We start from the raw sequence: 23893 nt of genomic DNA, 5'->3' as shown, positions 1-23893 counted from the left end.
TGATGTCAGAACTAACCCCTCAAGTTGCTAGAAATACGGCCATGGCCACCGGCTCAACCCCGGCATTTTCTAAATCGAATGGCATGGATGATGTTACTAATAAGCTGAAACAAGTCTGGTCTAGTAGTCAGCGAAATCTGGTCTTATCCGCAGTATTAGCCGCCATCGTTGCGGCGATTATTGTTGTTGCACTCTGGAGTTCTTCACAGAGCTTTCGCCCGTTATACAGTCAACAAGAACGTTTTGATATTGGCGAAATCGTGTCGGTATTGGAAAGTGAAGGTGTGAATTACCGCATGCAGGAGCAAAACGGGCAAGTCCTCGTGCCTGAAGGCGAAGTTGCTAAATTGCGCATGTTGTTGGCGTCTAAGGGAGTCAAAGCCAAGCTACCAACGGGGTTGGATTCACTAAAAGAAGACAGTTCTCTAGGTACGAGCCAATTCATGGAAACGGCGCGCTATCGTCATGGTCTAGAGGGTGAGTTAGTACGCACGATCATGTCTTTAAACGCAGTAGTGAATGCGCGTGTTCACTTAGCGATACCTCGTCAAACTTTATTTGTGCGCCAAAATAGTGAAAACCCATCAGCTTCTGTCATGTTAGAAATAAAACCTGGCGAGGATCTGAAACCAGAGCAAGCCGAAGCCATCATCAACTTGGTGGTTGGTAGTGTCACGGCGATGAAGCCAGAATTTGTTTCCGTTATCGACCAATATGGTCGTTTGCTAAGTGCTGATATAGCCTCTGCAGAAACCGGCAAAGTGAACGCTAAATATTTGGAGTATCAGAAGAACGTTGAGAAGCAGATCATTCAGCGCGCATCGGACATGCTGACACCCATCGTGGGCCCGAGTAACTTTCGAGTTCAAGTCGCGGCCGATATGGATTTCAGCCAAGTTGAAGAAACTCAAGAGATTGTCGATAACGCGCCGGTTGTTCGTAACGAACATACGATTCATAACAACTCGGTCGATCAAATTGCTCTCGGTGTGCCTGGTTCATTAAGTAACCAACCTCCGGTGACAGGAGAAGCGGAGACAGAGGACAGCCAAAATACCAATGCGCGTTCAGAAGTGAATCGTCAATACGCGGTAGGCAGCAGTGTTCGTCGTACTCAATATCAACAAGGTCAAATTAAGAAAATGAGCGTGTCGGTATTGTTGAACTCGAAAGCATCTCCTGATGGTGAGGTTTGGAGTGAAGCAGATAAAGCTCAGATCTCAACCATGATTATGGACGCAGTCGGGATTTCAGCAGAACGTGGTGATAGTTTGAGCTTATTGAGCTTCAACTTCACCCCGATTGAGATTGATGCGCCGCCGGCACTGCCTTGGTGGCAAGACCCAACCGTACAGCAGCCATTACGTTACGTGATTGGTGGCATGTTGGGCTTGGCGATGATTTTCTTCGTCCTTCGTCCATTAATCATGCATCTCACTGGCGCCGACAAACCAAAACCAGAGCTCGATTTTTCAGAGCCACAAGACGAGACAGATTACGAAAATCTACAAACTCGCGAAGAACGTGAGCACGAAGAAGGTCTTGACCGTCGTTTATCAGAAAAAGGCATTGCAGCTTCTTCTGGTTTAGATGTTAACAGCGATATGTTGCCACCAGCGGGCTCGCCATTAGAGATTCAATTGAAACATCTACAGCTTATTGCCAACGAAGAGCCAGAGCGCGTAGCCGAAATACTGAAACAATGGGTAAACATCAATGAACACAGTTCCGTCAAAGCAGACGCTTAGTTATGTAGAACAAACTGCGCTCGTGCTATTAGGCATGGGCGAAGATGCCGCCGCAAAGGTTTTACAGCACTTTAGCCGTGATGAAACCCAGCGGGTGACTCGAGCAATGGCCAAGATGAATGGCATTAAGAGTGACTCTGCTCGTGGCGTTATTCAAACTTTCTTTGAAGATTTCCGAGAGCACAGTGGCATTCGTGGTGCATCGAAAGAGTACTTGTCTAATACGTTACGTAAAGCATTGGGTAATGACTTAGCAAAAGGGCTGCTAAATACCCTATATGGTGATGAAATTCGCAACAACATGCAGCGTTTACAGTGGGTGGATGCTGAAATACTGGCCCGTTTCATCGTCAATGAACACCCGCAAATGCAAGCTATTTTCCTCGCATACTTGCCAGCGGATAGTTCTTCGGCGGTCTTAAAGAACCTTCCGCAAGATTACCATGACGAAATCTTGTTCCGTATTGCGCAGTTACAAGATATTGACCATCAAGTCGCCACGGATCTACATGACCTAGTAGAGCGTTGTATTGAGAAAGTCTCTGCAAGTCAAAGCACGCCACTGTCGGGGGTTAAACAAGCCGCTGACATTATTAACTGCTTTGAAGGCGATCGTGGCGCGTTAATGGAAATGCTGAAATTGCATGATGAAGATATTGTCAACGCGATTGAAGAAAACATGTTCGACTTCATGGTGCTTGGCCGCCAGCGTGAAGAAACCATGGACATACTCGTGCAACAAGTTCCGCTTGAGCTTTGGGCTATCGCGCTCAAAGGTTCGGATATTACGTTGCAGCAAGCGGTTAAGCGTTCAATGCCACAACGTATGGTGAAAGCATTGGAAGACGATATGGAAGCTCGAGGCGGTATTGCTCTAAGCCGTGTGCAAAAAGCGCGTCAAGAGACCATGCAAATGGTTCGTGAATTGGATGAGTCCGGTGATATTCAGTTGCTGCTCTACGAAGAGCCAACGGTGGAGTAACGTCATGTCAGAGACAAAATCAAGCATCATGCGGCTGCCGCCGAGTGGGTATCGATTACATCGATTTCCACCGCTGGCGAAACCGACGGAAATAGATAACGAGTTTGGTTCGGATAATCAGGGCAGACAAGAGCCTCAAGTTGATATTCAACAGCAACTTGAGGCGGGCTTTCAACAAGGGTTACAACAAGGCCATGAAGAAGGCTTACGCCAAGGTATCGAGCAGGGCAAGCAGCAAGGCTTGTTAGATGGTCAGAAAGAAGGCTTCCAGAAAGGCTTTGTGTCTGGTGAGCAGTCAGGAAAGCAAAACTTCTTAGAAGCGGCGAAACCTGTGAACGAGCTTTTTCATGCACTGTCTCGTTGGCAAGATGAAAAAGAGCAACAGCAACGTCATATGATTTGCGAATTGGTACAAAAGGTGGCCCAGCAGGTGGTTCGTGCTGAGTTAACCTTGATGCCGCAACAGATCCTCGCTTTGGTCGATGAAACCTTGTCCGCGATGCCAGGTAAAGCAGAAACGGTCACGGTGCATTTGAATCCGCAAGATTTAGAGCGGATCACTCAAGTCAATGCGGATCTGCCGCAGTCATGGAAACTGGTTGCGAATGCGCAGTTGCCGATTGGCGGCTGCCAATTGGTAACGGATGATGCAGAGGCGGACGCCAGTTGTGATTCACGCTTAGAGGCGTGCATGGATAACGTCAAACAGCATCTTTTGGATGAAGTGAGTATTGCGCAGGTTGAGCCAGAGTATGAGTAACACCCTTAGCCATGATCTATTAAATGAGCGATTAAGCGATGCACTGGCGTCGCTTGATTCCATCCCCATCGCTCGAGTGACGGGGCGCTTGATAAAAGTGAACGGCTTGATGCTGCAAGCTGTCGGCTGCCGTTTTAAGCTCGAACAACGGTGCTTAGTGGAAACGGCAGAAGGCGATATGATCGAGGCCCAAGTTGTGGGCTTTGATCATACCATTGCGTACCTTATGCCTATTCGCCGTTTAGGCGGGTTATTTGCTGGTGCAAAGGTGATTCCTCTGGATGGCGACAGCACCGTGCAGCTGAGTACTCAGTGGTTAGGCCGTGTACTGAATGGTTTAGGTGAACCCTTGGATGATGGTGCGCCGCTAAAAGGGGGAGACCGTGTTTCACTGGAACCCAAACCGATTAACCCTCTGAGGCGTCGTCCCGTCGATACACCACTCAACGTAGGCGTACGCGCAATTAATGGGTTACTTACGGTTGGTAAAGGTCAGCGGATTGGTTTAATGGCAGGCAGTGGTGTCGGTAAAAGTGTCCTGATGGGCATGATCACTAAGAACACCGAAGCAGACGTGATTGTGGTTGGTCTTATTGGTGAGCGGGGTCGAGAAGTGCGTGAATTTGTTGAGCGTAACCTAACCCCCGAAGCACGCCAAAAAGCCATCATTATCGCAGCCCCCGCAGACGAATCGCCACTGATGCGCTTAAGAGCAACATTGCTTTGCCACCGAGTGTCAGAGTATTTTCGCGATCAAGGAAAAGATGTCTTGTTACTGATGGACTCATTAACACGGTATGCAATAGCACAACGCGAAATTGCTCTCTCCATGGGTGAGCCTCCTGCTTCTCGTGGTTATCCGCCATCCGTATTCAGTGTGCTCCCTCAGCTTTTAGAGCGTGCAGGTAATAGTGAAAATGAACACGGCAGCTTAACGGCAATTTACACGGTTTTGGCTGAAGGCGATGATCAACAAGATCCGGTTGTCGATTCGGCGCGTGCGATTTTGGATGGGCATGTCGTTTTATCTCGTCAATTAGCCGAGCAAGGGCATTACCCAGCGATTGACATTAACGCGTCGATAAGTCGTTGTATGAGTACGTGTGCGGAGGAAGCACACAGCACGATTGCGAATAACTTTCGCCAGATATATTCCAACTATCTGCAGGTAAAAGAATTGCTGCCTCTAGGAGGCTATCAGCCAGGACAAGATCCTGAGTTAGACCAAGCGGTTGCAATGTATCCGAACTTGCGTGCGTACCTGCAACAAGCAGCGAATGAATCGGTGGATTACCCAACCAGTTTAACTGAGTTGGCGCAGCTATTTAAAAGTGCATAATCAAATGGGTGTGATGACGCTGAAATGAAAGCCAAAATACAAGCCGTCGGTAAGCTGCGATTAATGGAAGAAAAACAGCGTGATAGAGTGGGTCAGCAACTCGATGCGATGCGTCAGCGTCACTCCCACCTATCGATGCAGCTAGAGCAGTTGTCTGCCTTGAAAGGTCACGCTGGACAATCGGCACGTTCCGTACCAACGCTCACCAGCGCTACGTTGATGAACGTCAATCGCGTCGATCAAATGCTACAAAAAATGCTCCATCACCATGAACATGAACAAGCGGTGATGCAAGCAGAGTGCGCGTCTGTACAAAAAAAGTTAGAACACAAGCATGCTCGTGTTCAAGGTCTAGAAAAAGTGCTTGAACGATGGCGTAAAAAACAGAGTTACGAAAAAGCAAAAAAAGAACAAAAGCTGATAGAAGACATCATCAATTCTCGCGTTAAACGCAAAACATTATAATGGCGCGCCTCATACACCTTGTAACGCTACCGACCTCGGCGGTGTCTTAACCAACCAAACCAGCCCCCAAGCATAATCAACCCTGCGCCGAGGGCACCACCGCCACTGTTACCGTTGTTACCAAAGCCAGATGTGTCGGTATCTACAGGTTCAAAGCCAGAGTCACCTTCGCTATGGTAATCTTCCGAACGTGCTAAGAGCGCGTTATAGCTGGTCTTAACCCCGGAACTCGTCTGCGCTGTAATCCAAGATGTGTAGTTCAAAATCTCCGTAAATACACTCGGGAGAGAGGGGGATTCGCACATGGATGAGCCATAACTGACAATACCGATTTGTTGATACACCCCATTATTATCTTGGTAGGTGAGAGGACCACCGGAGTCGCCACTACATACCCCAGTATAGCTGCGGTCGGGGAAACCATTGGCACATAAGCTTTCTTGAGCGTTAAACCCATCCACAAGCGAGTCACACTGGGGATCGGTGAGTGGCTTTACTTCAGCCCAGCGCAAATAGTCCGGCCCTGTTTTATCGCTCGTTGAGGTTTGTCCTAACCCGAATATCTGGTAAACCGCCGCGCTGCTGTAGTCACCAAAGTCTTGCGGTAAAGTAATAGATTGCACGTTATCGGTGATAGGGCGAGTCAATTCAAGGATGGCGATGTCATTAATCCATAAATTGCTAGGCACATAATCTGGGTGAATCGTGATGGTGCGAACGTCTTTAAATTCTTCCACAAACACATCGTTCATTGTCGGGTTTTTGACTAATATTCGCAGGTCATTGGTTGTCCATTCTTCAGTAAAAACACTCGGTTCAACACAGTGAGCCGCGGTTAAAATGAAACGGTCGTTGACAATGCTACCACCACAGATGTTGGCAAATTGATTGACCCCAGTTTTATGCAGGATGACCCGCGCGAAAAAAGGCAATTGATTCGTAGCGGTGGGTTGGCCGCCAATGATGGCAGCTGAGAGTTCTGGTTCAGAGCCCGTTGCTTGGTCTGCAGCGATACCCGATATTGGAGCTACCAAACAAAACGCACTGATTAAAGTTTGATGCAACGTCATATATCGTCCTTGAGTAAAAAATAATTCCTCTATTTTATACTCATTTTCCACTGAATGTGTTCAACAAAATGATTTCTTTGTTGAGGTGAAGCTATTAACGGAATGCTGCCTGAAAACAAGAACCTAACAAAGACAACGCCTCAAGCTGATCTTGTGTGGTGGGTGAACAGTGCACCTAGGCGGCGAGTAGCGACTCCCCTCAGTAAAGAACCAGGTTAGATTTTTAGGCGAATACTGGGCTGACGGGTGGTGGTGTGAGGGTATACAATAACACTCAAACAGCGCACTAAGAGAATGGATGATGGAATTTAAGGTTGATACCCATACACACACGTACGCCAGTGGGCATGCGTATAGTACTTTGATTGAAAACGCGAAATTGGCCAAAGAGAACGGTTTAGATATGTTCTGTACGACCGACCATGCGGAGTCGATGCCGGGCGCGCCTCACTATTGGTTTTTCTCTAACCAAAAAATTCTGCCTCGTTTTCTGGATGGGATCGCGGTTATTCGTGGTGTGGAATCGAACATCCTCAGTACGGAAGGCGATATTGACCTTCCGTTAAGCGTTGATCGCAATCTAGATTGGGTGATCGCCAGTTTTCATGAGCCCGTTTTTCGGCCTGCGAACAAAGAAACCCATACTGAAGCATTGCTCAATGTGATTAAAGATGGTCGTGTTGATGCGCTCGGGCATTTGGGGAATCCAAACTTCGACTTCGATTTTCAAGCGGTTTTAGAATGCGCAAAAGAACATAACGTTGCGATTGAAATCAATAACACCACGCTCAAAGGTAACAGTCGAGTAGGCAGTGTCGATCGTTGTTATGACATTGCACGTATTGGCAAAGAACTCGATGTGTTCTTTACGACGGGCAGTGATGCCCATTTTTGTCACGATGTGGGTAACCTTGACTTGGTTGGTGAATTGATGGACAGCATCGGAATTAATAGTGAGAAAGTCATTACTCACACCGCTCAGCAGTTTTTGTCTTTCTTAGCACTCCGAGGCCGCAAGCCTATTGCCGAGTATGAAGGTATTCGTAGCGCATAAACGGGATGATATTTTAGGTATGCACCCAGCGTGAGATTACATTACACTGCGACCCGGAAATAGACCGATCACCCACTTGTAAGGCTTTACATTGTGGGTGATTTGGGTAAACAAAGCCGACACAGAATTCGGTACTAAAATTGGAGAAGTAAAAATGTTACGTCCTTTCGTTCTAGGGTGTGCGATTGCATTTGGCTCAACATATGCGATGGCGGAAGCGGTAGATTTAAAACAGAACATGAAGCAGATGAAAATGGAATTCAAACAAGCGGCGGAAGCGTCGGATGTGGCAACCATGAAATCTGCCATTGAAAGCTTGCAAGCGATTGTTGAGCAATCAAAGCGAGGTCACTACCCACCAGAAAAGTTTGATATTTACCTAGAAGGATTTAACAAACTGTCAGTGAAGCTTGAAAAAATTGAAGCTGACTTGGATGCAGGACATCTGCCGGAGGCCAAAGCGCAATTACGTGAAATTGACAGCCTGCGTGAAGAGTACCACGATAAGCGTAATCCAAGCATCTGGAGTAAGTTGTTTGGTTAACCACCACGCAAACTCGATTGCTTAAAGAGCAGTATAAAATACATCATCAGCCTGCAGCTCTGCGGGCTTTTGCTTGTCTGGCAATGCGTCTTTCGACTCTCCATCACGATTCACTATTTTTGGTATAACTCCAATGGCAAGCCGTCTGGATCTTGAAAGAAGGTGAAGGCTTTGCCAGTAAACTCATCCATGCGAATCGGCTCTACAACCACCCCTTCAACTTCCAAATAGCGCTTCACCTGCTCGACATCTTCAACTTGGAAAGCAAGATGGCGTAAGCCTTGCGCTTCTGGAAAGCTTGGTCTTTCTGGTGCGTTAGGGAAACTGAATAGTTCTATTTGGCTACCATCCGGTAAGGCAAGATCAAGTTTGTAAGAGTCTCGTGCTGTGCGGTAGTTTTCTGCAATAATTTTCAGCCCTAGCACTTCGGTATAAAAGCGTTTAGACGTTGGGTAGTCGCTACAAATGATCGCGACGTGATGAATAGCGTTAAACATGGTGGCTTTCCTTTGAGACTAAATGCTGATTAACAAAATCGATAAATACCCGTAAGCGTGCTGGCATATACTTGGTTTGTGCGTATTGCATCGCGATAGCGCCGTGATAATTGCTCTTGATCATCCAGTCAGACAATACTTCAACCACTTCACCACGTTCTAGCGCTTCTTTAATGACAAAGTCGTGGAAGATGCCGATCCCCAAGCTTGCTTTTACGCCATGTAAACGCATTTGAGAGTGGTTGACGGCATAGCGACCACTGACTGGAATTGAGTGAAAGACTTCTTCCTTAAAGAACGACCAGATGTTGTCTTTGTCGTTTTCTGCTAGGTAGATACAATCATGCTGTTCAAGCTGAGTCGGATGCTTTGGCGTGCCGTGTTTAGTGAGATAATCCGGTGAGGCACATAACACGAGATTGGTCTTGCTGATCTCTTTTAAGACTAAATTTTCGTCTGGCTTGTCGGTCAGCTTGAATGCCACATCAATGCCTTCACGAAATAAGTCGATTTCGCCATCAGCCGCACGCAGTTTGAGCTGAATATTTGGATAACACTCCAGAAATGGCAACACAAACGGCTGAAGAACCGAGTTTAAGAATGCCTCTGGAGCGGCCACTGTCAGTGCGCCAGTTGGCTCGGTGTGATCCTCTGCCGACAGTTCCACGGCTTGCTGAGCTGCGTTCACCATGGCAATGCTTTGGTCATACACCTTTTGTCCTGCTTGAGTGATAAGCAGTTTGCGTGTGGTTCGCTCAAACAACTTGACTGAGAGTGCTTTCTCTAAGCGGGTGATCAGCTTACTCAATGCCGATGGCGTCACCCTAAGCTTTTTTGCGGCAGCGGTAAAACTGCCTTCATTCACCACTAAGATAAATGACGCGAGATCGGGAAGCAGCGCGATGAGTTTTGGATTAACCATAAATACTTAGTTCTACGAAGCAGAAGGAGGGTATTGTCTGGCACGACTTCGCCGAGTTCAAGTGTGCTTGTCTCGCTTTAGCGATATTTTGTGAGAACTCATCCATAACAGACTCGCCTGAGTGGTATCTCTTTAACGGTTTCATGAGCAGATATAGTGTTGGGAAAGTGCTTGGGAGCAAGATGGAATTCTTCGGTAAGTAGTTACCCCACAATCAAAAATCACCACACCGTGATCGAGTGTATTAACAAGGCAAGCTCAGCCGTTATTAACGACGATTGGTATAATCATCGTATAAGTACTTTAATGCAGACACTAATAAGCACATGATAGCATATGAAGTGTTGCTAGTATCATCAAGACAAATGAAATCTGGAATTAAAATCACTAAATGGTGTGGGAAGAGTTCATTTCTAATTGTAATGGTTAATACTGTTTTAGTAACAGGTAGTTACGCACTTAAAAACTAATAATATGGCTAACTTCAACAAGGATTGAAAAAAGATGAACAATAAGGAATCTATTCAAACTAATCACAGCCGCCGTCATTTTCTGAAAAGCGCAACCGGTGCAGTTGTTGCTGGTGTGAGTGCTTCCGCTTTCTCTGGCGTGGCTCAAGCACGAGAACAGAAAATTGACTGGAGCAGCCGCAGGCTAGGTAAACAACACGATAAGCACTTTTGGCGTAAAGTGCAAAAACAGTTCGTTTTGGACAAACGCACGACTTACATGAATATTGGTACTACTGGCTCAATGCCAAAGCAAGTGCTTGAGGAATATGAGTATAACAATAAGTTGGTGGCAAAATACCCTTGGGACATGAAAGGTAAATTTGGCGCTTGGCCACATGTTTCAGAAATGGTCAAAGAAGTGGCTCCGGGCTTTGGCGCTAACCCAGAAGAAATTGTATTGAGTCGCAACACAACCGATGGGCTATGTTCCATCATCAATGGTCTGCACTTCGAGCCGGGCGATGTCATTTTAACCACTCATCATGAACACATCGCCGCGACTTCTCCTATGCACATCGCCAAACACCGTTTTGGTGTGAACGTGGTTGAAATTCAGCTTCCCATCTTCACCGGAACAGAAGATGTTTCAGAAGAAGACTACATTCAAGCGTTTAGAGAAGTGATTGAAGCGTATCAAAATGTACGTTTGATCATGTTCTCTCACATCACTTATAAGACAGGTACGACTTTACCAGCGAAGGCGATTTGTTCTCTAGCAAGAGAGCACAACATTCCTACTTTGGTTGATGGTGCGCATACCATAGGTATGTTGGATCTCGACTTCCACGATCTCGACTGTGACTTCTATGCAGGTTCTGGTCACAAGTGGCAATGTGGGCCTGGTGCCACTGGTATTTTATACGTGCGTGATAATGCTAACCGCTTGAATGAATACTGGAGTGACCGACAGAACCCGCTATGGTTGATTAACTCTTCACTTTCACACGCAGATTATTTAGGTAAACAGTTACAAATGCAGTATGTCGGTAATGACAATTACCCTGCCAAACAAGCGCTGGTTGATAGCTGCAAAATGTGGGACGAAATTGGGCGCGACCGTATTCAAGAACGCATCCTTAGTTTAGGAAGTCAATGTAAAACGTTGCTTCAAGAGTCTCTACCACATGCTCAACGATTTTCCCCCAATGTGGACGGTCTAGCCAGTGGATTAACTACGTTTAACCCATTTTATGACGTGACCAATGAAGAGATTTTGACCGAGTTTCGAGACCGCCTACGAGAAGAGTATGGTTACATCATCCGCACGACAAGTTTTAAGCTACATAAAGATGATAGCTATGATACATACGCTTTGCGTATCTCAACCCACTTGTTCCATGACGAACGAGAAGTTGAAGGGCTAGTTGAGGCCATTACAAACTTGTACTATTCGTTCTAAGAGCGTTGTTTATCACTAAAGCGCCCATTTATGGTTATGGGCGTTTTGTGAAAGGTAAGGATATTTACTATGTCAGTCAAAACACTCAAGCGAGCCCTAGCAGCAATGTCAATAATGACGGTCTCTGTTATGTCTTTTGCAGCTTGGTCAGGTGACTTACAACAGATCCGCGAGAACGGAGTGTTACGCCATATCGGTGTACCTTATGCCAATTTTGTTTCTTATATTGAACAAGGTCAGGTTCAAACACTGACGGGTTTAGATGTCGACATAGTTAAAGGCTTTGCTCAGTCGTTAGGTGTGAGGTACGAATACGTCCCAGCACAGTGGAGCAATATGGTAAGCAAGCTGACTGGCCAAGATGTTCGATACCAAAATAAACGAGCAGTGTTAGGAAAACGCGTCCCCATAGAAGGCGACTTAATTGCAAACGGGGTTACTATTCTTGATTGGCGAGCTGAGGTTGTAGACTTCTCACAAGATTATTTCCCGTCAGGCGTTTGGCTAGTGTCCAGAACCGATTCAACGTTGAGCCCCATCGCTCCGAGTGGTTCAGTGGATGAAGATATTAAAGCCGTTAAGCAGCTCATTGATGGGCGAGAAGTCTTAGCACTGGAACATTCTTGCCTTGACCCTAACCTTTATGATCTATATGACACTGGCGCAGAAGTCATATTGCCGGATGGCGCTCGTCTTCTGAATGAGATGGTGCCCGCGATCATGAAGAATGATGCAGAAAGTACGCTGTTGGACGTCGCTGATACTTTGATCGCATTAGAGAAGTGGCCTGGTGAAATAAAAGTCATTGGCCCGGTATCTAAAAATCAAAGAATGGCTGTTGCATTTCGTAAAAGCTCTCCAAAATTACGCAACGCATTTGATCGGTATTTAGATGCGATTAAAAAAGATGGGACGTATGAAAGTTTAGTAAAAAAACACTACCCATCCATTTATTACTTTTATAACGATTATTTTATATAGAAATAGTAAGAAGAATTGATGAGAAAGGTTGTTAAGAAAATATCGAGTAGGAAGATTATAACAATAAGCGCAATATTGGTTTCCATTTATTTGGCCATGCTTATTGTGGTAACGAGTCTTGGACAAAATAAGTTAAAAGATTCTCAATATAGAGAGTTGGATTTAAAAGTAAAGAGTTATGCAAGCACACTAGATAATCTCTTTACTATCGCCAGTGAAGATATCGATAACTTATCAACCGATAAAACAGTGCAAACCTTTTTCGCTAATTTAGCTTCTGGAATGTCAATGGAGTATGGGTTAGGTGCGAGCCTGATCAACTTGCAGCGTCGTTTTGATGAGAAAATTGATAAAAAGCTAATTAATAATCGCTATATTTACAATAAGTTAACACTAGTGGGTAATGATGGCGCGATCATTGCCACTACGGGTTCTGACACTCCTCAGAACGTTAATATTAATAACTTCATGACAGACGATGGTCAGCCACAAGAGGTCTGTGCTACTCGTGACAATGACGAAGTGAGTATTCAAGTCATTAAGCAAGTTAATTTCTCTGACGAGCCGGTTGCCTTTTTAATCGCCGATATTAATAAGAGTGTCGTTATTGAACAATTGACCAAGCAAGAGCACGAAGACAGCTATAGTCGCATGATGCTAAAGATACATGATGTCAATATGGTGGTGTGGGATTCTTTCAATAAAAGCGCTACGATGAATCAAGGTGAGAATCATTTATCATCGTATGAGCTGGAAGGTAAAATATACTTTGAAGTTCCAGTCGAGCGACATCATTTAAAACTAATGGCTTGGTTCGAGCCCTTAAGTGAAAGAGATGTTTTTACTTCTCGCCTTTTCATCCTCGGATTAAGTATTCTTGCCATTATGATTGTTATTGCTTTGTGCTATGCATTTATTGCAAATAATAATCGTATTGAATTAAAAATTAAACTTGAAGAAGCGAAAAAAAGAAAAGATATTCTTTCTCAACAGAATAAAAAATTAACTAACGAAATCGAACGTCGAAAAGCTTCCGAAAAAGAACTCGCCTTCCAAGCAAAATACGACACTCTTACGAATTTACCGAATCGTAGCCATGGTTCAGAGCGATTGACGTTAGAGCTTATTCGCGCCGCTCGCAGCGGTTCTAAAGTGCTGGTGATGTTCATCGACTTGGATCACTTTAAACAGATTAATGACTCCATGGGTCACTTGGTCGGCGACGAGATCCTTAAACTGAGCGCACAGCGACTGCACCAAGTGGCGAGAAAAACAGATTTACTGGCTCGAATTGGCGGTGATGAGTTCCTATTGGTTATCCCAGACTTACATGATAATGATACGGCTAAACGTGCCGCTTCAAGCGTGTTGTCAGCATTTAACCACCCGTTTGTGTGGAATAATCATGAGTTTTTCCTAAGTAGCAGCATTGGAATGTCTGTTTTCCCTGATGACGGCGATAATGCGGAGCAGTTACTTGCTTGCGCTGATATGGCTATGTATCGAGTGAAACAAGATGGACGTGATGCGTTCTGCTTTTACAATTACAACATGAACCAAAACCTACAGCGTTATTTGGATTTAGAAAGTCGACTGCGCAACGCTATTTCCAGCCAGTTACTCGAATTGTATTATCAGCCGATCATTGAGTTAAACAGCGGTAAGATTGTTGGGGCAGAGGCCCTCATGCGCTGGAATGATGAGAAGTATGGGTTCGTGAACCCTGAAGAGTTTATCTCTATTGCAGAGAAAAACGGTCTCATTCACCAGGTCGGTGAATTTGCGATTCAGCAAGCGTGTTATCAAGTGGCACAATGGCAGACGATCACGCCTCTTTTTGTATCGGTGAACTTTTCTAGTGTCCAGTTCCGTTACTGTGAACGTTTGCTTGCGTTCATTAAACAAAGTCTAACGGAGTCGGGTCTTTCTGCCGATAAGTTCGATGTTGAGGTCACGGAGAGTTTGCTGTTTAACCATGATTTAGAGCTGTTAGACATGTTAAATAACTTACGCGCACTGGGAACCAAGTTGACGATTGATGACTTTGGCACAGGCTACTCGGCGCTCAGTTATTTGCAGAAGTTTCCATTCGACCGTCTTAAAATAGATCGTAGTTTTTTGCAGAATGTTTTTGAGAATGATTCAGACCGCGAGTTGGTTAACGTGATTATTGCGATGGCAAAGGCGTTGAATTTAAAAATCATTGCAGAAGGCATTGAAGAGTCTAGCCATGTGGATTACCTCAATGAGCTAAATTGTGAGTTCGGCCAAGGTTTCTATTATAGTCGACCAGTGCCAGCGAAGGAGTTTGAAGCTTTACTCAAGCAACCAACTTGGCGATAAATCCTTTTGTTACAATCTCATAGAAAAGCATTATTTAGATTCGTGCTTCAGATTCACTAATGCTTTTCCACTTTGAGGTATAATCGTTTTCCTCCCCTTGAATTACACTACACTTAATTGATAAACGATAGCCTGTGATGCCCGTCACATAAAGGCTCAATCAAATTCGGAACGAGTAAACACTCGCCACAACAACCAGGAAGGAATTTCAAATGTCTTCTGCATTTTACCAACAGATTCAGCAGCAAATTGAAGAAGTGAAGGCTGAAGGTCTTTATAAAGCCGAGCGTGTTATCACATCTCAACAACAAGCCGCTGTGAAAATCGCTAGCGGTGAAGAAGTCCTTAACTTTTGTGCAAATAATTATCTGGGCCTTGCTAACCATCCTGCGCTTATTGAAGCAGGTAAAGCTGGAATGGACGAGCACGGTTTTGGTATGGCATCAGTTCGTTTTATTTGTGGTACTCAAAACATCCACAAAGAGCTCGAGCAGAAGTTGTCTAAGTTCCTGGGTAAAGAAGACACGATTCTTTACACCTCATGTTTTGATGCAAACACTGGTTTATTTGAAACGATACTAGGGAAAGAAGACGCTATTATTTCTGATGCATTAAACCATGCGTCAATCATCGATGGTGTACGCCTCTGTAAAGCAATGCGTTTCCGCTACTCAAATAACAATATGCAAGAGCTTGAGCAACAATTGGTCGCAGCTAAAGAAGCGGGCGCACGCCACATTCTTATTGTTACTGACGGCGTGTTCTCAATGGACGGCGTAGTTGCGAACCTTCCGGCTATTTGTGACCTAGCTGAAAAATACGGCGCACTGACCATGGTTGATGACTCTCACGCGGTTGGCTTCATGGGCAAAACGGGTGCAGGGACACATGAATACCACAATGTGGTCGACCGTATTGACCTCATTACCGGTACGCTTGGAAAAGCGATGGGGGGTGCATCCGGCGGTTATACGTCTGGCAAGAAAGAAGTGATTGACTGGCTACGTCAGCGTTCTCGTCCATACCTATTTTCTAACTCTGTCGCGCCTGCAATTGTCAGTGCGTCTATCCGCGTTCTAGATCTATTAGAAGAGAGCGGCGATCTACGTGATCGTCTTTGGGAAAATGCCGCGCACTTCCGCACTCGTATGGAAGCGGCAGGTTTCACCATGGGTGGCGCTGACCATGCAATCATCCCAATCATGCTAGGTGATGCAAAAGTCGCAGCAGAGTTTGCTGAGCGTGCGTTAGCAAAAGGTATTTACGTAATCGGCTTCTCGTTCCCTGTCGTACCAAAAGGTCAAGCGCGTATCCGCACTCAAATGTCAGCGGCACACTCACGTGAACAGTTAGACCGTGCAATTGATGTGTTCATCGAAGTTGGTAAGGACATGGGTCTTATTTAAGGTTTCAGGTCCTAGGAACTAGGGCCTTTAGTTAAGGTTACATTATGAAAATTAAAGCGTTATCAAAGCTAAAGCCTGAAGAAGGCATTTGGATGACCGAGGTTGAGAAGCCAGAAATTGGTCACAATGACATTTTGATCAAAATTAAGAAAACCGCAATCTGTGGCACCGACGTACACATTTATAATTGGGACGAATGGTCACAAAAAACCATTCCAGTACCTATGGTTGTTGGTCACGAATACGTGGGTGAAGTAGTTGCGATTGGTCAGGAAGTTCGTGGCTTTGAAATCGGTGACCGTGTATCTGGTGAAGGTCACATCACTTGTGGTCACTGCCGTAACTGTCGTGGCGGCCGTACTCACCTATGTCGCAACACGATCGGTGTGGGTGTAAACCGTGAAGGTGCGTTCGCAGAGTACCTTGTGATCCCTGCGTTTAACGCGTTTAAGATCCCCGGTGAGATTTCTGATGATCTCGCGTCTATTTTTGACCCGTTTGGTAACGCAGTACATACCGCGCTTTCTTTTGATCTTGTCGGTGAAGACGTGCTTATTACTGGTGCTGGGCCAATCGGCATCATGGCGGCAGCAGTTGCGAAGCACGTCGGTGCTCGCCACGTAGTGATCACCGACGTCAACGAGTATCGCTTAGGTCTTGCACGTGAAATGGGCGTTACGCGCGCAGTTAACGTAGCGGAAGAGAAACTAGAAGACGTAATGGCAGAGCTAGGCATGACAGAAGGCTTTGACGTAGGTCTAGAAATGTCTGGTAACCCATCAGCGTTTAACTCAATGCTCGCGACGATGAACCACGGCGGTCGTATCGCCTTACTTGGTATTCCGCCATCAGACATGGGTATCGACTGGAACCAAGTGATTTTCAAAGGTCTGGTGATTAAAGGTATCTATGGCCGTGAAATGTTTGAAACTTGGTACAAGATGGCCTCATTGATTCAATCGGGTCTGGATCTGACGCCAATCATCACGCACCATTACAAGATTGATGACTTCCAACAAGGCTTTGACGTTATGCGTAGCGGTCAGTCTGGCAAAGTTATCCTAGACTGGGAATAACCATTAATAAAGTGTGTTACTAACTGCAACCGTTGAAGGTGCTTAATTCTCAAGAATGAAGCACCTTCATTATTTCTTAGGCACGATGATGTCCCCCGAAACGACTGCCTTTCCTCATCTTAAAAGCGATTTGGAGTCTTTAAGATGGGAGGCGAAAGCAGTAGTTCAATGACGTATCTATTTTATGACTACGCAAATCATCACGCTGATTTAACCTTTCAGTTGCGTTACCATTCACACCAAATTCTCCATAAATAGACACCTCTAAAAGCCACATAACGTACACCGTGCTGACACAAAATCAGTGGGCCCACTCCTACGCCCTCCACGAAAAATATTTGAGCCGTAGCAATGTTCAGCGAGTGAGGCACGCCAATTAGAAGTTGAATGAGAGATTGGATAGTAAGAGAACGGCCTGTGTCTTTATTTATTCAATAAGGTTTTTAACTAAAAGCATTCGGATAATTAAATAAAATTAAATGATACTTTAATTCATTTTTCATAGTCGTGCGCTTTAAGCCAGCAAGATACGTCATACGTTGTCGTTATATAAATTAAATATCTTAAAATTTATATATTTTTCGTTTTTCACGAATTAAATTATTTATTTTAATAACTTTCTAGTTATTAAGGTAGTAATGAAATCATACCGATGATAATGGTTTTTATTCAGTTTGAATCATTATTCTAGCCCTTCTCTAAGGGTATACCTTAAGTGAGGGAGTGTACCGTAAGTCATGAGATGATGTAACGGGAGAGGATTGAGATTAAGTCTCTGATATAAAGTAGATAAGTGATTTTTTTGACAAGATTGTTTTTAAGTGAGTTATTTAAAAACAATAGCTTATGAAGCGTTAACTATTTTATAACATTTCATGCGTAACGAGATCTCAATCAACCTTATGTAAATGTATTCGCGTTTTATTTGAAATGTAAGATTTGTGAGTTAACTTAAATAATAAGCATCTTAGGACTTGTTGCTAAAAAACAAATAAATACGTTATTAATTGGTGAATGTATTTACCATGTATTCAGTTTGCTTTAAATGCCGTAAAGAATGGAGTCTTTAATGAATAAAGTCGCTTTGATCACTGGATCAAAAGGCGGAATTGGTTCTGCTATTTCCTCTCAATTAGTGAATGACGGTTACCGTGTAATTGCTACTTATTCTACAGGGAGTTATGACTGCGCGTTGGAGTGGTTCAACAGTAAAGAATTTACTAAAGATCAGGTTCGCCTTTTTGGCTTGGACATCACTAACACTGATGAGTGTGCTGAAAAGCTAGCGCAATTGCTTGAGGAAGAGGGAACCATTGATGTAGTTATTAACAATGCAGGTATCACTCGTGATGGCGTGTTTAAAAAGATGACAGCGCAAGCTTGGAATGACGTCATTAATACCAACCTCAATAGTTTATTCAATGTCACGCAACCACTATTTGCCGCAATGTGCGAAAAGGGCGGTGGTCGTGTCATCAATATCTCCTCCGTTAATGGTCTTAAAGGGCAGTTTGGGCAAGCTAACTATTCAGCAGCTAAAGCTGGGATGATTGGTTTTTCTAAAGCATTAGCTTACGAAGGTGCTCGATCTGGTGTAACCGTCAATGTCATTGCTCCGGGTTATACCGGTACGCCAATGGTCGAGCAAATGAAACCAGAAGTCCTTGAGTCGATCACAAACCAAATCCCAATGAAGCGTCTTGCGACGCCAGAAGAAATTGCATCATCTGTCAGTTTCTTGGTGAGTGATGCGGGAGCTTATATCACTGGTGAGACATTGTCGGTGAACGGCGGCTTATATATGCAGTAAGGAGAGATAAGATGGAAAAAGTATATATCGTTGCCGCAAAACGTACTCCGATTGGTGCATTTGGTGGAAGCTTAAAGAATACGTCTGCTGGCAACCTCGCAGCGGTCGCAATTAAAGGCGCACTAGAAGCGGCCAAATTACTTGGTGACAACATTGATGAAGTGATTGTCGGTAATGTCGTCAGTGCAGGACAAGGTATGGGCGTTGGACGTCAGGCTGCTTTGTTCGCTGGGATTCCAGAGTCCGTTCCTGCTTACGGCGTGAATATGGTGTGTGGCAGTGGCATGAAAGCCGTGATGGATGCGGTGACGCATATCCGCAGTGGCGATGCACAGATCGTTGTCGCGGCAGGTGTAGAAGTGATGTCACAAATCCCATTCGCTGCGCCAAGTAGCATTCGTGATGGCAATAAAATGGGCAATATGGAACTTAAAGACCTACTTGTTGCTGATGGGTTAACCGACGTTTTTAATCAATATCACATGGGCGTAACAGCAGAAAACGTAGCGAAAGAAGTTGGCCTTACGCGTGAACAGCAAGATGAATATGCGCTCGCGAGCCAACAAAAAGCGGTAGCAGCTATTGAAGCGGGCAAGTTCAAAAATGAAATTGTGCCAGTAGAAGTAAAACAGCGTCGCGAAACCGTTCTGTTCGAGACGGACGAATACCCGAAACCTAATGCAACGTTAGAAAACTTGAGTAAGTTGCGCCCTGCATTTGACCGTGAGGGTACAGTCACGGCAGGGAACGCGTCAGGCATTAATGATGGGGCGAGTGCGATTATTGTGGCTTCTGAAAGTGCGGTTCAAACTCATGGACTAACACCGTTCGCAGAGGTTGTGAGCTATGCGCAGTCTGGCATTGACCCACAAGTTATGGGGCTTGGGCCTGTTGAGTCGGTGAATAAGGCGTTACAAAAAGTAGATCTCACTACCAACGATGTTGATGTTTATGAACTGAATGAGGCGTTCGCTGCGCAAGCACTTGGGGTAATTCACAAGTTAGCTGAGACGAATCAAGTTCCGGTGAACGAAATTAAAGACAAAGCGAACGTTAATGGCGGGGCGATTTCACTGGGTCATCCACTCGGGGCTTCTGGTAACCGAATTCTGGTTACGCTTGTTCATGAACTTCAAAAGCAAAATGGTCAATATGGTGTCGCATCACTCTGTGTAGGCGGCGGCATGGGGACGGCTGTGGTTATAAAAGCAGTTAAGTAATTATTTAAACGGACATTTTCAAATTTATCTAGGAGATACACAATGTACACTGATTTCTTCAAAACATTTAGCGATCAAACTGAAAAGAATCTAGAACCATACTTGAAGTTCAATAAGCTAGTAACGAAAAACGTAGAAGTGCTTACCGAACTTCAACTGAACGCAATTCGCACTTACAGTGAATTAGGTATGAACCAAATGAAGGCAGCGTCAGAAATCAAAGATGTGGCTTCTCTTACGGCTTTCAATAGCCAGCAACTAAGCGTACTTACTAAACTTTCTCAACAAATGATGGATGACAGCAATAAGCTGCAATCTATTGCAAAAGAATTCAAAGAAGACGTTGAGAAAATGACTTCGGAAAATCTAAAGACTGTTACTCCAGTGTAATTTGTCCGATTCTCGCCGCCCTAAGCTTGGGCGGCGTTGTTTTTTCCGAATATAGGAGTAAGACTATGTTTCAGCACTTCTTTTCGGACTATCTTGTGAAGCTTCAACAAACCAATCAACAATGGTGGCATGATTTCGAAGTCAACAAGGCAGTCGTGAATTCTCCTTTAAACAAGGCCATGCAAGAAGTGAACTTTGAGGACGCTGCTAAGCTGTTCGAACAAACTGCGAATCAACCTGCTTCGATTTTGAAACTACAAGCAGAGTGGTGGGAACAACAGTTACAAATTTGGCAGAATGTGGCGTTAGCTGGTAACCAAACTCAAGTCATTGAAGCCGAAAAAGGCGATAAGCGTTTTTCAAACGAAGCGTGGCAAAATGAAGCGATGTACAGCTTTATCAAGCAATCCTACCTGTTATTCAGTAAGACTTATCTAGACACCATCGAGTCGCTAGAGGGCTTGGATGAAAAATCAAAGGAACGTATTCTTTTCTTTTCTCGTCAAGCCATCAATGCACTGTCCCCTTCGAATTTCATCGCAACGAACCCTGAACTTTTAAAGTTGACACTTGAGCAGAATGGCCAAAATCTACTTGCTGGCTTAGAGCAGTTGAAAGAGGACGTTGAGTCAAGTGCGGATATTTTGAAAGTGCGAATGACTAACAATAACGCTTTCCGTGTGGGTGAGGATGTGGCTACCACCGCTGGTGACGTAGTGTTTAAGAATGAGCTTTTTGAGCTGATCCAATATCGTCCTTTAACGGAAAAGGTGAATGCCACACCACTGCTTATCGTCCCGCCTTTCATCAATAAGTATTACATTCTCGATCTAACCGCAAAAAACTCGATGGTTCGATGGCTGCTAGAACAAGGTCACAGCGTATTCATGATCTCATGGCGCAACCCTGGAAAGGCACAAGCGCATGTGGAGTTTGGCGATTATGTTACAGAAGGAGTGGTGAAGGCTGTTGCTGCAATTGAAGATATCACTGGACAAGAACAGATCAACGCTGCGGGTTATTGTATTGGTGGTACCGTTCTCGCGAGTACGGTTGCGTACTACGCCGCGAAACGAATGAAAAAGCGTATTAAGTCGGCCACATTCTTTACGACGCTATTAGATTTCTCTCAGCCAGGAGAAGTCGGAGCATACATTAATGACACTATTGTTGGTGCTATAGAGGCGCAAAACAACGCAAAAGGGTATATGGATGGTCGTTCCTTAAGTGTGACGTTCAGCCTACTGCGCGAAAACAGCTTGTACTGGAACTACTATGTGGACAATTACCTTAAAGGCAATAGCCCCGTAGATTTTGACTTGTTGTACTGGAACAGTGATAGCACGAACGTAAGCGCTGCCAGCCATAACTTCTTGCTTCGTGAGCTCTATCTTGAGAATAAGTTGGTGCAAGACAAAGGGGTGAAAATTGGTGGTGTATGGATTGATCTCAACAAGATCAAAATTCCTAGCTATTTTGTATCCACTAAAGAAGACCATATTGCGTTATGGCAAGGGACTTATCGTGGTGCACTTAACACTGGCGGTAACAAGACATTTGTTCTTGGTGAATCAGGTCACATTGCGGGTATTGTGAACCCTCCGGCGAAAAATAAATATGGTTACTGGCTGAATGATACCCTAGATGATTCTGCTGAGGAGTGGTTAAATAATGCTGAGCATAAAGAAGGTTCTTGGTGGACTCATTGGGACGAATGGTTACTACAATTTAATCCCAAAGAGCAGTTAGAACCGTTCTCTACAGGGTCGGAAAGCCACCCAGTAATTGATGAGGCACCTGGACAATATGTTAAGCAGGTTCTGCCAATAAAAGAGTCTTAAACAACTCCCTATAGTAGTAAACGTTAGCGGTCGACATGGCCGCTTTTTTTATAGCTAACCAGTTGTGAGACGAGGCAATACGCTTTAATTATCCCAACTTCAGATTAATGACCACTGTCGCACATATGAACCAGACGACTCTCGTGGCCTCTAAATATAAAAAGAAAAGCGCCGAGTGAATACTCAGCGCTTTTTTGTCAACAAATAGGCAAAGTTGACGGGGGAGAGGTGTATTAACGGCTAAGTTACACCTCTTTATCCTTACCGAATGACAATAGCCAGAGAGAGATTGCTGCTACTGCCACAAAACCGGAAAGAATAATGACTGGCATGGCACTGTATCCAAGGATATGCCAAATCACAGATTCGAATGTACTCATGGTTAGTCTCCTTCTTAATGCCAGCCTTCAACGCCGCTCATGTCTGGTAATTTGTGCGCGATACCTTTGTGACAGTCCACACAGGTTTTCTCACCAGAAGCCAGTGCCGTTGAGTGTTGTTCTGCGGCACGAGAACCCTGCTGGGAGTAGTCCATGTAATCGAACTCGTGACAGTTTCGACATTCAAGAGAATCGTTCTTCTTCATCCGTGCCCACTCTCGCTCAGCAAGATAACCACGACGTTCTTGGAACTTCTCTGGTGTATCGATAGTACGCAGAACGTAATGAGCAAACAGCTCTTTAGACGCCTGAACTTTACGTACAATTTTATCGGTCCATTCATGAGGAACGTGACAATCTGAACAAATGGCTCGAACCCCTGAGCGGTTAGAGTAATGAATTGTTTCTTTGATTTCTGCAACGATTGGTGCGTGACACCCCGAGCAGAACTCTTCGGTATTGGTCGCTTCCATACCCGTGTTGAATGCGCCCCAGAACAGCAGACCGCCGGTAAAACCAAGGAATAAAACCACGCCTGCAGCGGCTTTACTCGGGCTTTTCAGTCTTTTCCAAAACGCTTTAAGTATTTTCATAAATAACCTCTTAGTACTCGCGTTTCAATTACTGAAGCGAATCAACTGCCTCAAACTTGTTTTCCACTAATGGCTGAGCATTAGTTTGTGGAACGTGGCATTGTAAACAGAAGTATCGGCGGGGAGACATATCTGCCAATACTGCATCTTCTCGGTTAACGTAGTGAGTTACGCTGATTTTTGTGGCGCCTGATTCTTTGGCATTTTTCCAGCTATGACACGCAAGACATTTATTCGCATTCAAAGACACTTCGTAGTGACGAATACTGTGTGGAATCAATGGTGGTTGATAAACAAAGCTATCTTCAACAATTTGATCTTTCGGGAAGTCTTTGAACTCATCTGCTGGGCGTGTTTCTTCAAGTTGGGACATTCCACGTAGAGACTTTAGTCCACCAATGCCGCCAGGGTTATCCAACTTAGCTTGCGCAATGCCTGTCACTAAAGCACCTACAGATAAAAGTGCGACAAGTAATTTTTTCATCATTTCATCTCTCCGCCTTTATGGCTTAAATTCTTTATCAGGCCGCCGTGTAATGACGGCCTTAGCAGTCGATATTT

The 23893-nt window shown here is 44.7% G+C and carries 22 protein-coding genes; 16 read left to right on the top strand and 6 right to left on the bottom strand.

Going from position 1 to position 23893, the window contains the following annotated elements; translation table 11 throughout:
* The first annotated feature begins 2 nt into the window (after window positions 1-2).
* From fliF to fliJ, 5 genes are read left to right on the top strand one after another with little or no spacing between them, the layout of a single operon-like run.
* Window positions 3-1748, top strand: a complete 1746-nt coding sequence (gene fliF, locus AC3D28_RS16485) for a flagellar basal-body MS-ring/collar protein FliF (RefSeq protein WP_488536721.1) — start codon at window positions 3-5, stop codon at window positions 1746-1748.
* Entirely contained in the window at window positions 1717-2730 is a 1014-nt protein-coding gene (locus AC3D28_RS16480; protein ID WP_488536720.1) for a flagellar motor switch protein FliG, read from the top strand. The genes fliF and AC3D28_RS16480 overlap by 32 nt, the downstream gene beginning before the upstream one ends.
* 4 nt (window positions 2731-2734) lie before the next feature.
* Window positions 2735-3490: a flagellar assembly protein FliH gene (fliH, locus tag AC3D28_RS16475; protein WP_488536719.1), complete on the top strand. Its 756-nt coding sequence runs from the start codon at window positions 2735-2737 to the stop codon at window positions 3488-3490.
* Entirely contained in the window at window positions 3483-4829 is a 1347-nt protein-coding gene (gene fliI / locus AC3D28_RS16470; protein WP_488536718.1) for a flagellar protein export ATPase FliI, read from the top strand. Before fliH ends, fliI begins: the two co-directional genes overlap by 8 nt.
* Before the next feature lie 24 nt (window positions 4830-4853).
* Window positions 4854-5294 carry a flagellar export protein FliJ gene (gene fliJ / locus AC3D28_RS16465; protein WP_098414246.1) on the top strand — a complete coding sequence of 147 codons (441 nt, stop codon included), beginning with the start codon at window positions 4854-4856 and terminating at the stop codon, window positions 5292-5294.
* A gap of 26 nt (window positions 5295-5320) precedes the next feature.
* Here the strand turns inward: fliJ and AC3D28_RS16460 are convergent, their stop codons facing one another.
* Entirely contained in the window at window positions 5321-6364 is a 1044-nt protein-coding gene (locus AC3D28_RS16460; RefSeq protein ID WP_488536717.1) for a S1 family peptidase, read from the bottom strand.
* Between the two features lie 301 nt (window positions 6365-6665).
* Between AC3D28_RS16460 and AC3D28_RS16455 the strand changes: the two genes are divergently transcribed.
* A complete protein-coding gene (locus tag AC3D28_RS16455) occupies window positions 6666-7418 on the top strand; it encodes a PHP domain-containing protein (RefSeq protein ID WP_488536825.1) in 753 nt (250 codons plus the stop codon).
* A gap of 154 nt (window positions 7419-7572) precedes the next feature.
* Window positions 7573-7962, top strand: coding sequence for a cytochrome b562 (locus AC3D28_RS16450; protein WP_488536716.1), 390 nt, complete (start codon window positions 7573-7575; stop codon window positions 7960-7962).
* Between the two features lie 113 nt (window positions 7963-8075).
* Here AC3D28_RS16450 and gloA2 read toward each other — a convergent pair whose 3' ends face one another.
* Both gloA2 and AC3D28_RS16440 read right to left on the bottom strand, forming a co-directional pair.
* Entirely contained in the window at window positions 8076-8459 is a 384-nt protein-coding gene (gene gloA2 / locus AC3D28_RS16445) for an SMU1112c/YaeR family gloxylase I-like metalloprotein (protein WP_488536715.1), read from the bottom strand.
* Window positions 8452-9381 (bottom strand): LysR family transcriptional regulator, encoded by a 930-nt coding sequence (locus tag AC3D28_RS16440; RefSeq protein WP_098414242.1) that lies wholly within the window; start codon window positions 9379-9381, stop codon window positions 8452-8454. Before AC3D28_RS16440 ends, gloA2 begins: the two co-directional genes overlap by 8 nt.
* Before the next feature lie 504 nt (window positions 9382-9885).
* On the opposite strand from AC3D28_RS16440, the gene AC3D28_RS16435 reads away from it, so the two are divergent.
* From AC3D28_RS16435 to phaC, 9 genes are all read left to right on the top strand, one after another.
* Complete coding sequence (locus AC3D28_RS16435; RefSeq protein WP_488536714.1) at window positions 9886-11292, top strand: aminotransferase class V-fold PLP-dependent enzyme; 1407 nt, start codon at window positions 9886-9888, stop codon at window positions 11290-11292.
* Between the two features lie 69 nt (window positions 11293-11361).
* Window positions 11362-12273: a transporter substrate-binding domain-containing protein gene (locus AC3D28_RS16430; protein ID WP_488536713.1), complete on the top strand. Its 912-nt coding sequence runs from the start codon at window positions 11362-11364 to the stop codon at window positions 12271-12273.
* Between the two features lie 18 nt (window positions 12274-12291).
* Window positions 12292-14616 (top strand): putative bifunctional diguanylate cyclase/phosphodiesterase, encoded by a 2325-nt coding sequence (locus AC3D28_RS16425; protein ID WP_488536712.1) that lies wholly within the window; start codon window positions 12292-12294, stop codon window positions 14614-14616.
* Window positions 14617-14828: 212 nt separating this feature from the next.
* On the top strand, window positions 14829-16022 hold the full coding sequence (locus tag AC3D28_RS16420; protein ID WP_488536711.1) for a glycine C-acetyltransferase: 1194 nt from the start codon (window positions 14829-14831) through the stop codon (window positions 16020-16022).
* Between the two features lie 44 nt (window positions 16023-16066).
* Window positions 16067-17098, top strand: coding sequence for an L-threonine 3-dehydrogenase (gene tdh / locus AC3D28_RS16415; protein WP_488536710.1), 1032 nt, complete (start codon window positions 16067-16069; stop codon window positions 17096-17098).
* 1069 nt (window positions 17099-18167) lie between these two features.
* A complete protein-coding gene (locus AC3D28_RS16410) occupies window positions 18168-18908 on the top strand; it encodes an SDR family oxidoreductase (protein WP_098414236.1) in 741 nt (246 codons plus the stop codon).
* A gap of 11 nt (window positions 18909-18919) precedes the next feature.
* The gene (locus AC3D28_RS16405) at window positions 18920-20128 is read left to right on the top strand and encodes an acetyl-CoA C-acetyltransferase (protein WP_488536709.1); all 1209 of its coding nucleotides are present in this window, start codon (window positions 18920-18922) and stop codon (window positions 20126-20128) included.
* Between the two features lie 42 nt (window positions 20129-20170).
* On the top strand, window positions 20171-20518 hold the full coding sequence (locus AC3D28_RS16400) for a phasin family protein (RefSeq protein ID WP_098414234.1): 348 nt from the start codon (window positions 20171-20173) through the stop codon (window positions 20516-20518).
* A gap of 65 nt (window positions 20519-20583) precedes the next feature.
* Window positions 20584-22359: a class I poly(R)-hydroxyalkanoic acid synthase gene (phaC, locus tag AC3D28_RS16395; protein ID WP_488536708.1), complete on the top strand. Its 1776-nt coding sequence runs from the start codon at window positions 20584-20586 to the stop codon at window positions 22357-22359.
* A gap of 245 nt (window positions 22360-22604) precedes the next feature.
* Here the strand turns inward: phaC and AC3D28_RS16390 are convergent, their stop codons facing one another.
* Genes AC3D28_RS16390 through AC3D28_RS16380 form a run of 3 tightly spaced genes read right to left on the bottom strand, consistent with a single transcriptional unit; the run spans window position 22605 to window position 23816 of the window.
* Window positions 22605-22739, bottom strand: coding sequence for a TIGR02808 family protein (locus tag AC3D28_RS16390; protein ID WP_098414232.1), 135 nt, complete (start codon window positions 22737-22739; stop codon window positions 22605-22607).
* A 14-nt stretch (window positions 22740-22753) separates the two neighbouring features.
* Window positions 22754-23332: a NapC/NirT family cytochrome c gene (locus AC3D28_RS16385; RefSeq protein WP_488536707.1), complete on the bottom strand. Its 579-nt coding sequence runs from the start codon at window positions 23330-23332 to the stop codon at window positions 22754-22756.
* 28 nt (window positions 23333-23360) lie between these two features.
* Window positions 23361-23816: a nitrate reductase cytochrome c-type subunit gene (locus tag AC3D28_RS16380; RefSeq protein ID WP_488536824.1), complete on the bottom strand. Its 456-nt coding sequence runs from the start codon at window positions 23814-23816 to the stop codon at window positions 23361-23363.
* Window positions 23817-23893 lie beyond the last annotated feature (77 nt).

The sequence above is a fragment of the Vibrio sp. TAP-3B genome (assembly GCF_057784735.1).
The sequence above is the reverse complement of the archived record's forward strand: the minus strand, read 5'-3'. Positions and strand labels throughout refer to the sequence as shown.

Bases quoted from the DNA above. Each gene is read 5' to 3' on its own strand.
- fliF (WP_488536721.1), top strand. From the start codon at position 3: ATGTCAGAACTAACCCCTCAAGTTGCTAGAAATACGGCCATGGCCACC.
- AC3D28_RS16480 (WP_488536720.1), top strand. From the start codon at position 1,717: ATGAACACAGTTCCGTCAAAGCAGACGCTTAGTTATGTAGAACAAACT.
- fliH (WP_488536719.1), top strand. From the start codon at position 2,735: ATGTCAGAGACAAAATCAAGCATCATGCGGCTGCCGCCGAGTGGGTAT.
- fliI (WP_488536718.1), top strand. From the start codon at position 3,483: ATGAGTAACACCCTTAGCCATGATCTATTAAATGAGCGATTAAGCGAT.
- fliJ (WP_098414246.1), top strand. From the start codon at position 4,854: ATGAAAGCCAAAATACAAGCCGTCGGTAAGCTGCGATTAATGGAAGAA.
- AC3D28_RS16460 (WP_488536717.1), bottom strand. From the start codon at position 6,364: ATGACGTTGCATCAAACTTTAATCAGTGCGTTTTGTTTGGTAGCTCCA.
- AC3D28_RS16455 (WP_488536825.1), top strand. From the start codon at position 6,666: ATGGAATTTAAGGTTGATACCCATACACACACGTACGCCAGTGGGCAT.
- AC3D28_RS16450 (WP_488536716.1), top strand. From the start codon at position 7,573: ATGTTACGTCCTTTCGTTCTAGGGTGTGCGATTGCATTTGGCTCAACA.
- gloA2 (WP_488536715.1), bottom strand. From the start codon at position 8,459: ATGTTTAACGCTATTCATCACGTCGCGATCATTTGTAGCGACTACCCA.
- AC3D28_RS16440 (WP_098414242.1), bottom strand. From the start codon at position 9,381: ATGGTTAATCCAAAACTCATCGCGCTGCTTCCCGATCTCGCGTCATTT.
- AC3D28_RS16435 (WP_488536714.1), top strand. From the start codon at position 9,886: ATGAACAATAAGGAATCTATTCAAACTAATCACAGCCGCCGTCATTTT.
- AC3D28_RS16430 (WP_488536713.1), top strand. From the start codon at position 11,362: ATGTCAGTCAAAACACTCAAGCGAGCCCTAGCAGCAATGTCAATAATG.
- AC3D28_RS16425 (WP_488536712.1), top strand. From the start codon at position 12,292: ATGAGAAAGGTTGTTAAGAAAATATCGAGTAGGAAGATTATAACAATA.
- AC3D28_RS16420 (WP_488536711.1), top strand. From the start codon at position 14,829: ATGTCTTCTGCATTTTACCAACAGATTCAGCAGCAAATTGAAGAAGTG.
- tdh (WP_488536710.1), top strand. From the start codon at position 16,067: ATGAAAATTAAAGCGTTATCAAAGCTAAAGCCTGAAGAAGGCATTTGG.
- AC3D28_RS16410 (WP_098414236.1), top strand. From the start codon at position 18,168: ATGAATAAAGTCGCTTTGATCACTGGATCAAAAGGCGGAATTGGTTCT.
- AC3D28_RS16405 (WP_488536709.1), top strand. From the start codon at position 18,920: ATGGAAAAAGTATATATCGTTGCCGCAAAACGTACTCCGATTGGTGCA.
- AC3D28_RS16400 (WP_098414234.1), top strand. From the start codon at position 20,171: ATGTACACTGATTTCTTCAAAACATTTAGCGATCAAACTGAAAAGAAT.
- phaC (WP_488536708.1), top strand. From the start codon at position 20,584: ATGTTTCAGCACTTCTTTTCGGACTATCTTGTGAAGCTTCAACAAACC.
- AC3D28_RS16390 (WP_098414232.1), bottom strand. From the start codon at position 22,739: ATGAGTACATTCGAATCTGTGATTTGGCATATCCTTGGATACAGTGCC.
- AC3D28_RS16385 (WP_488536707.1), bottom strand. From the start codon at position 23,332: ATGAAAATACTTAAAGCGTTTTGGAAAAGACTGAAAAGCCCGAGTAAA.
- AC3D28_RS16380 (WP_488536824.1), bottom strand. From the start codon at position 23,816: ATGAAAAAATTACTTGTCGCACTTTTATCTGTAGGTGCTTTAGTGACA.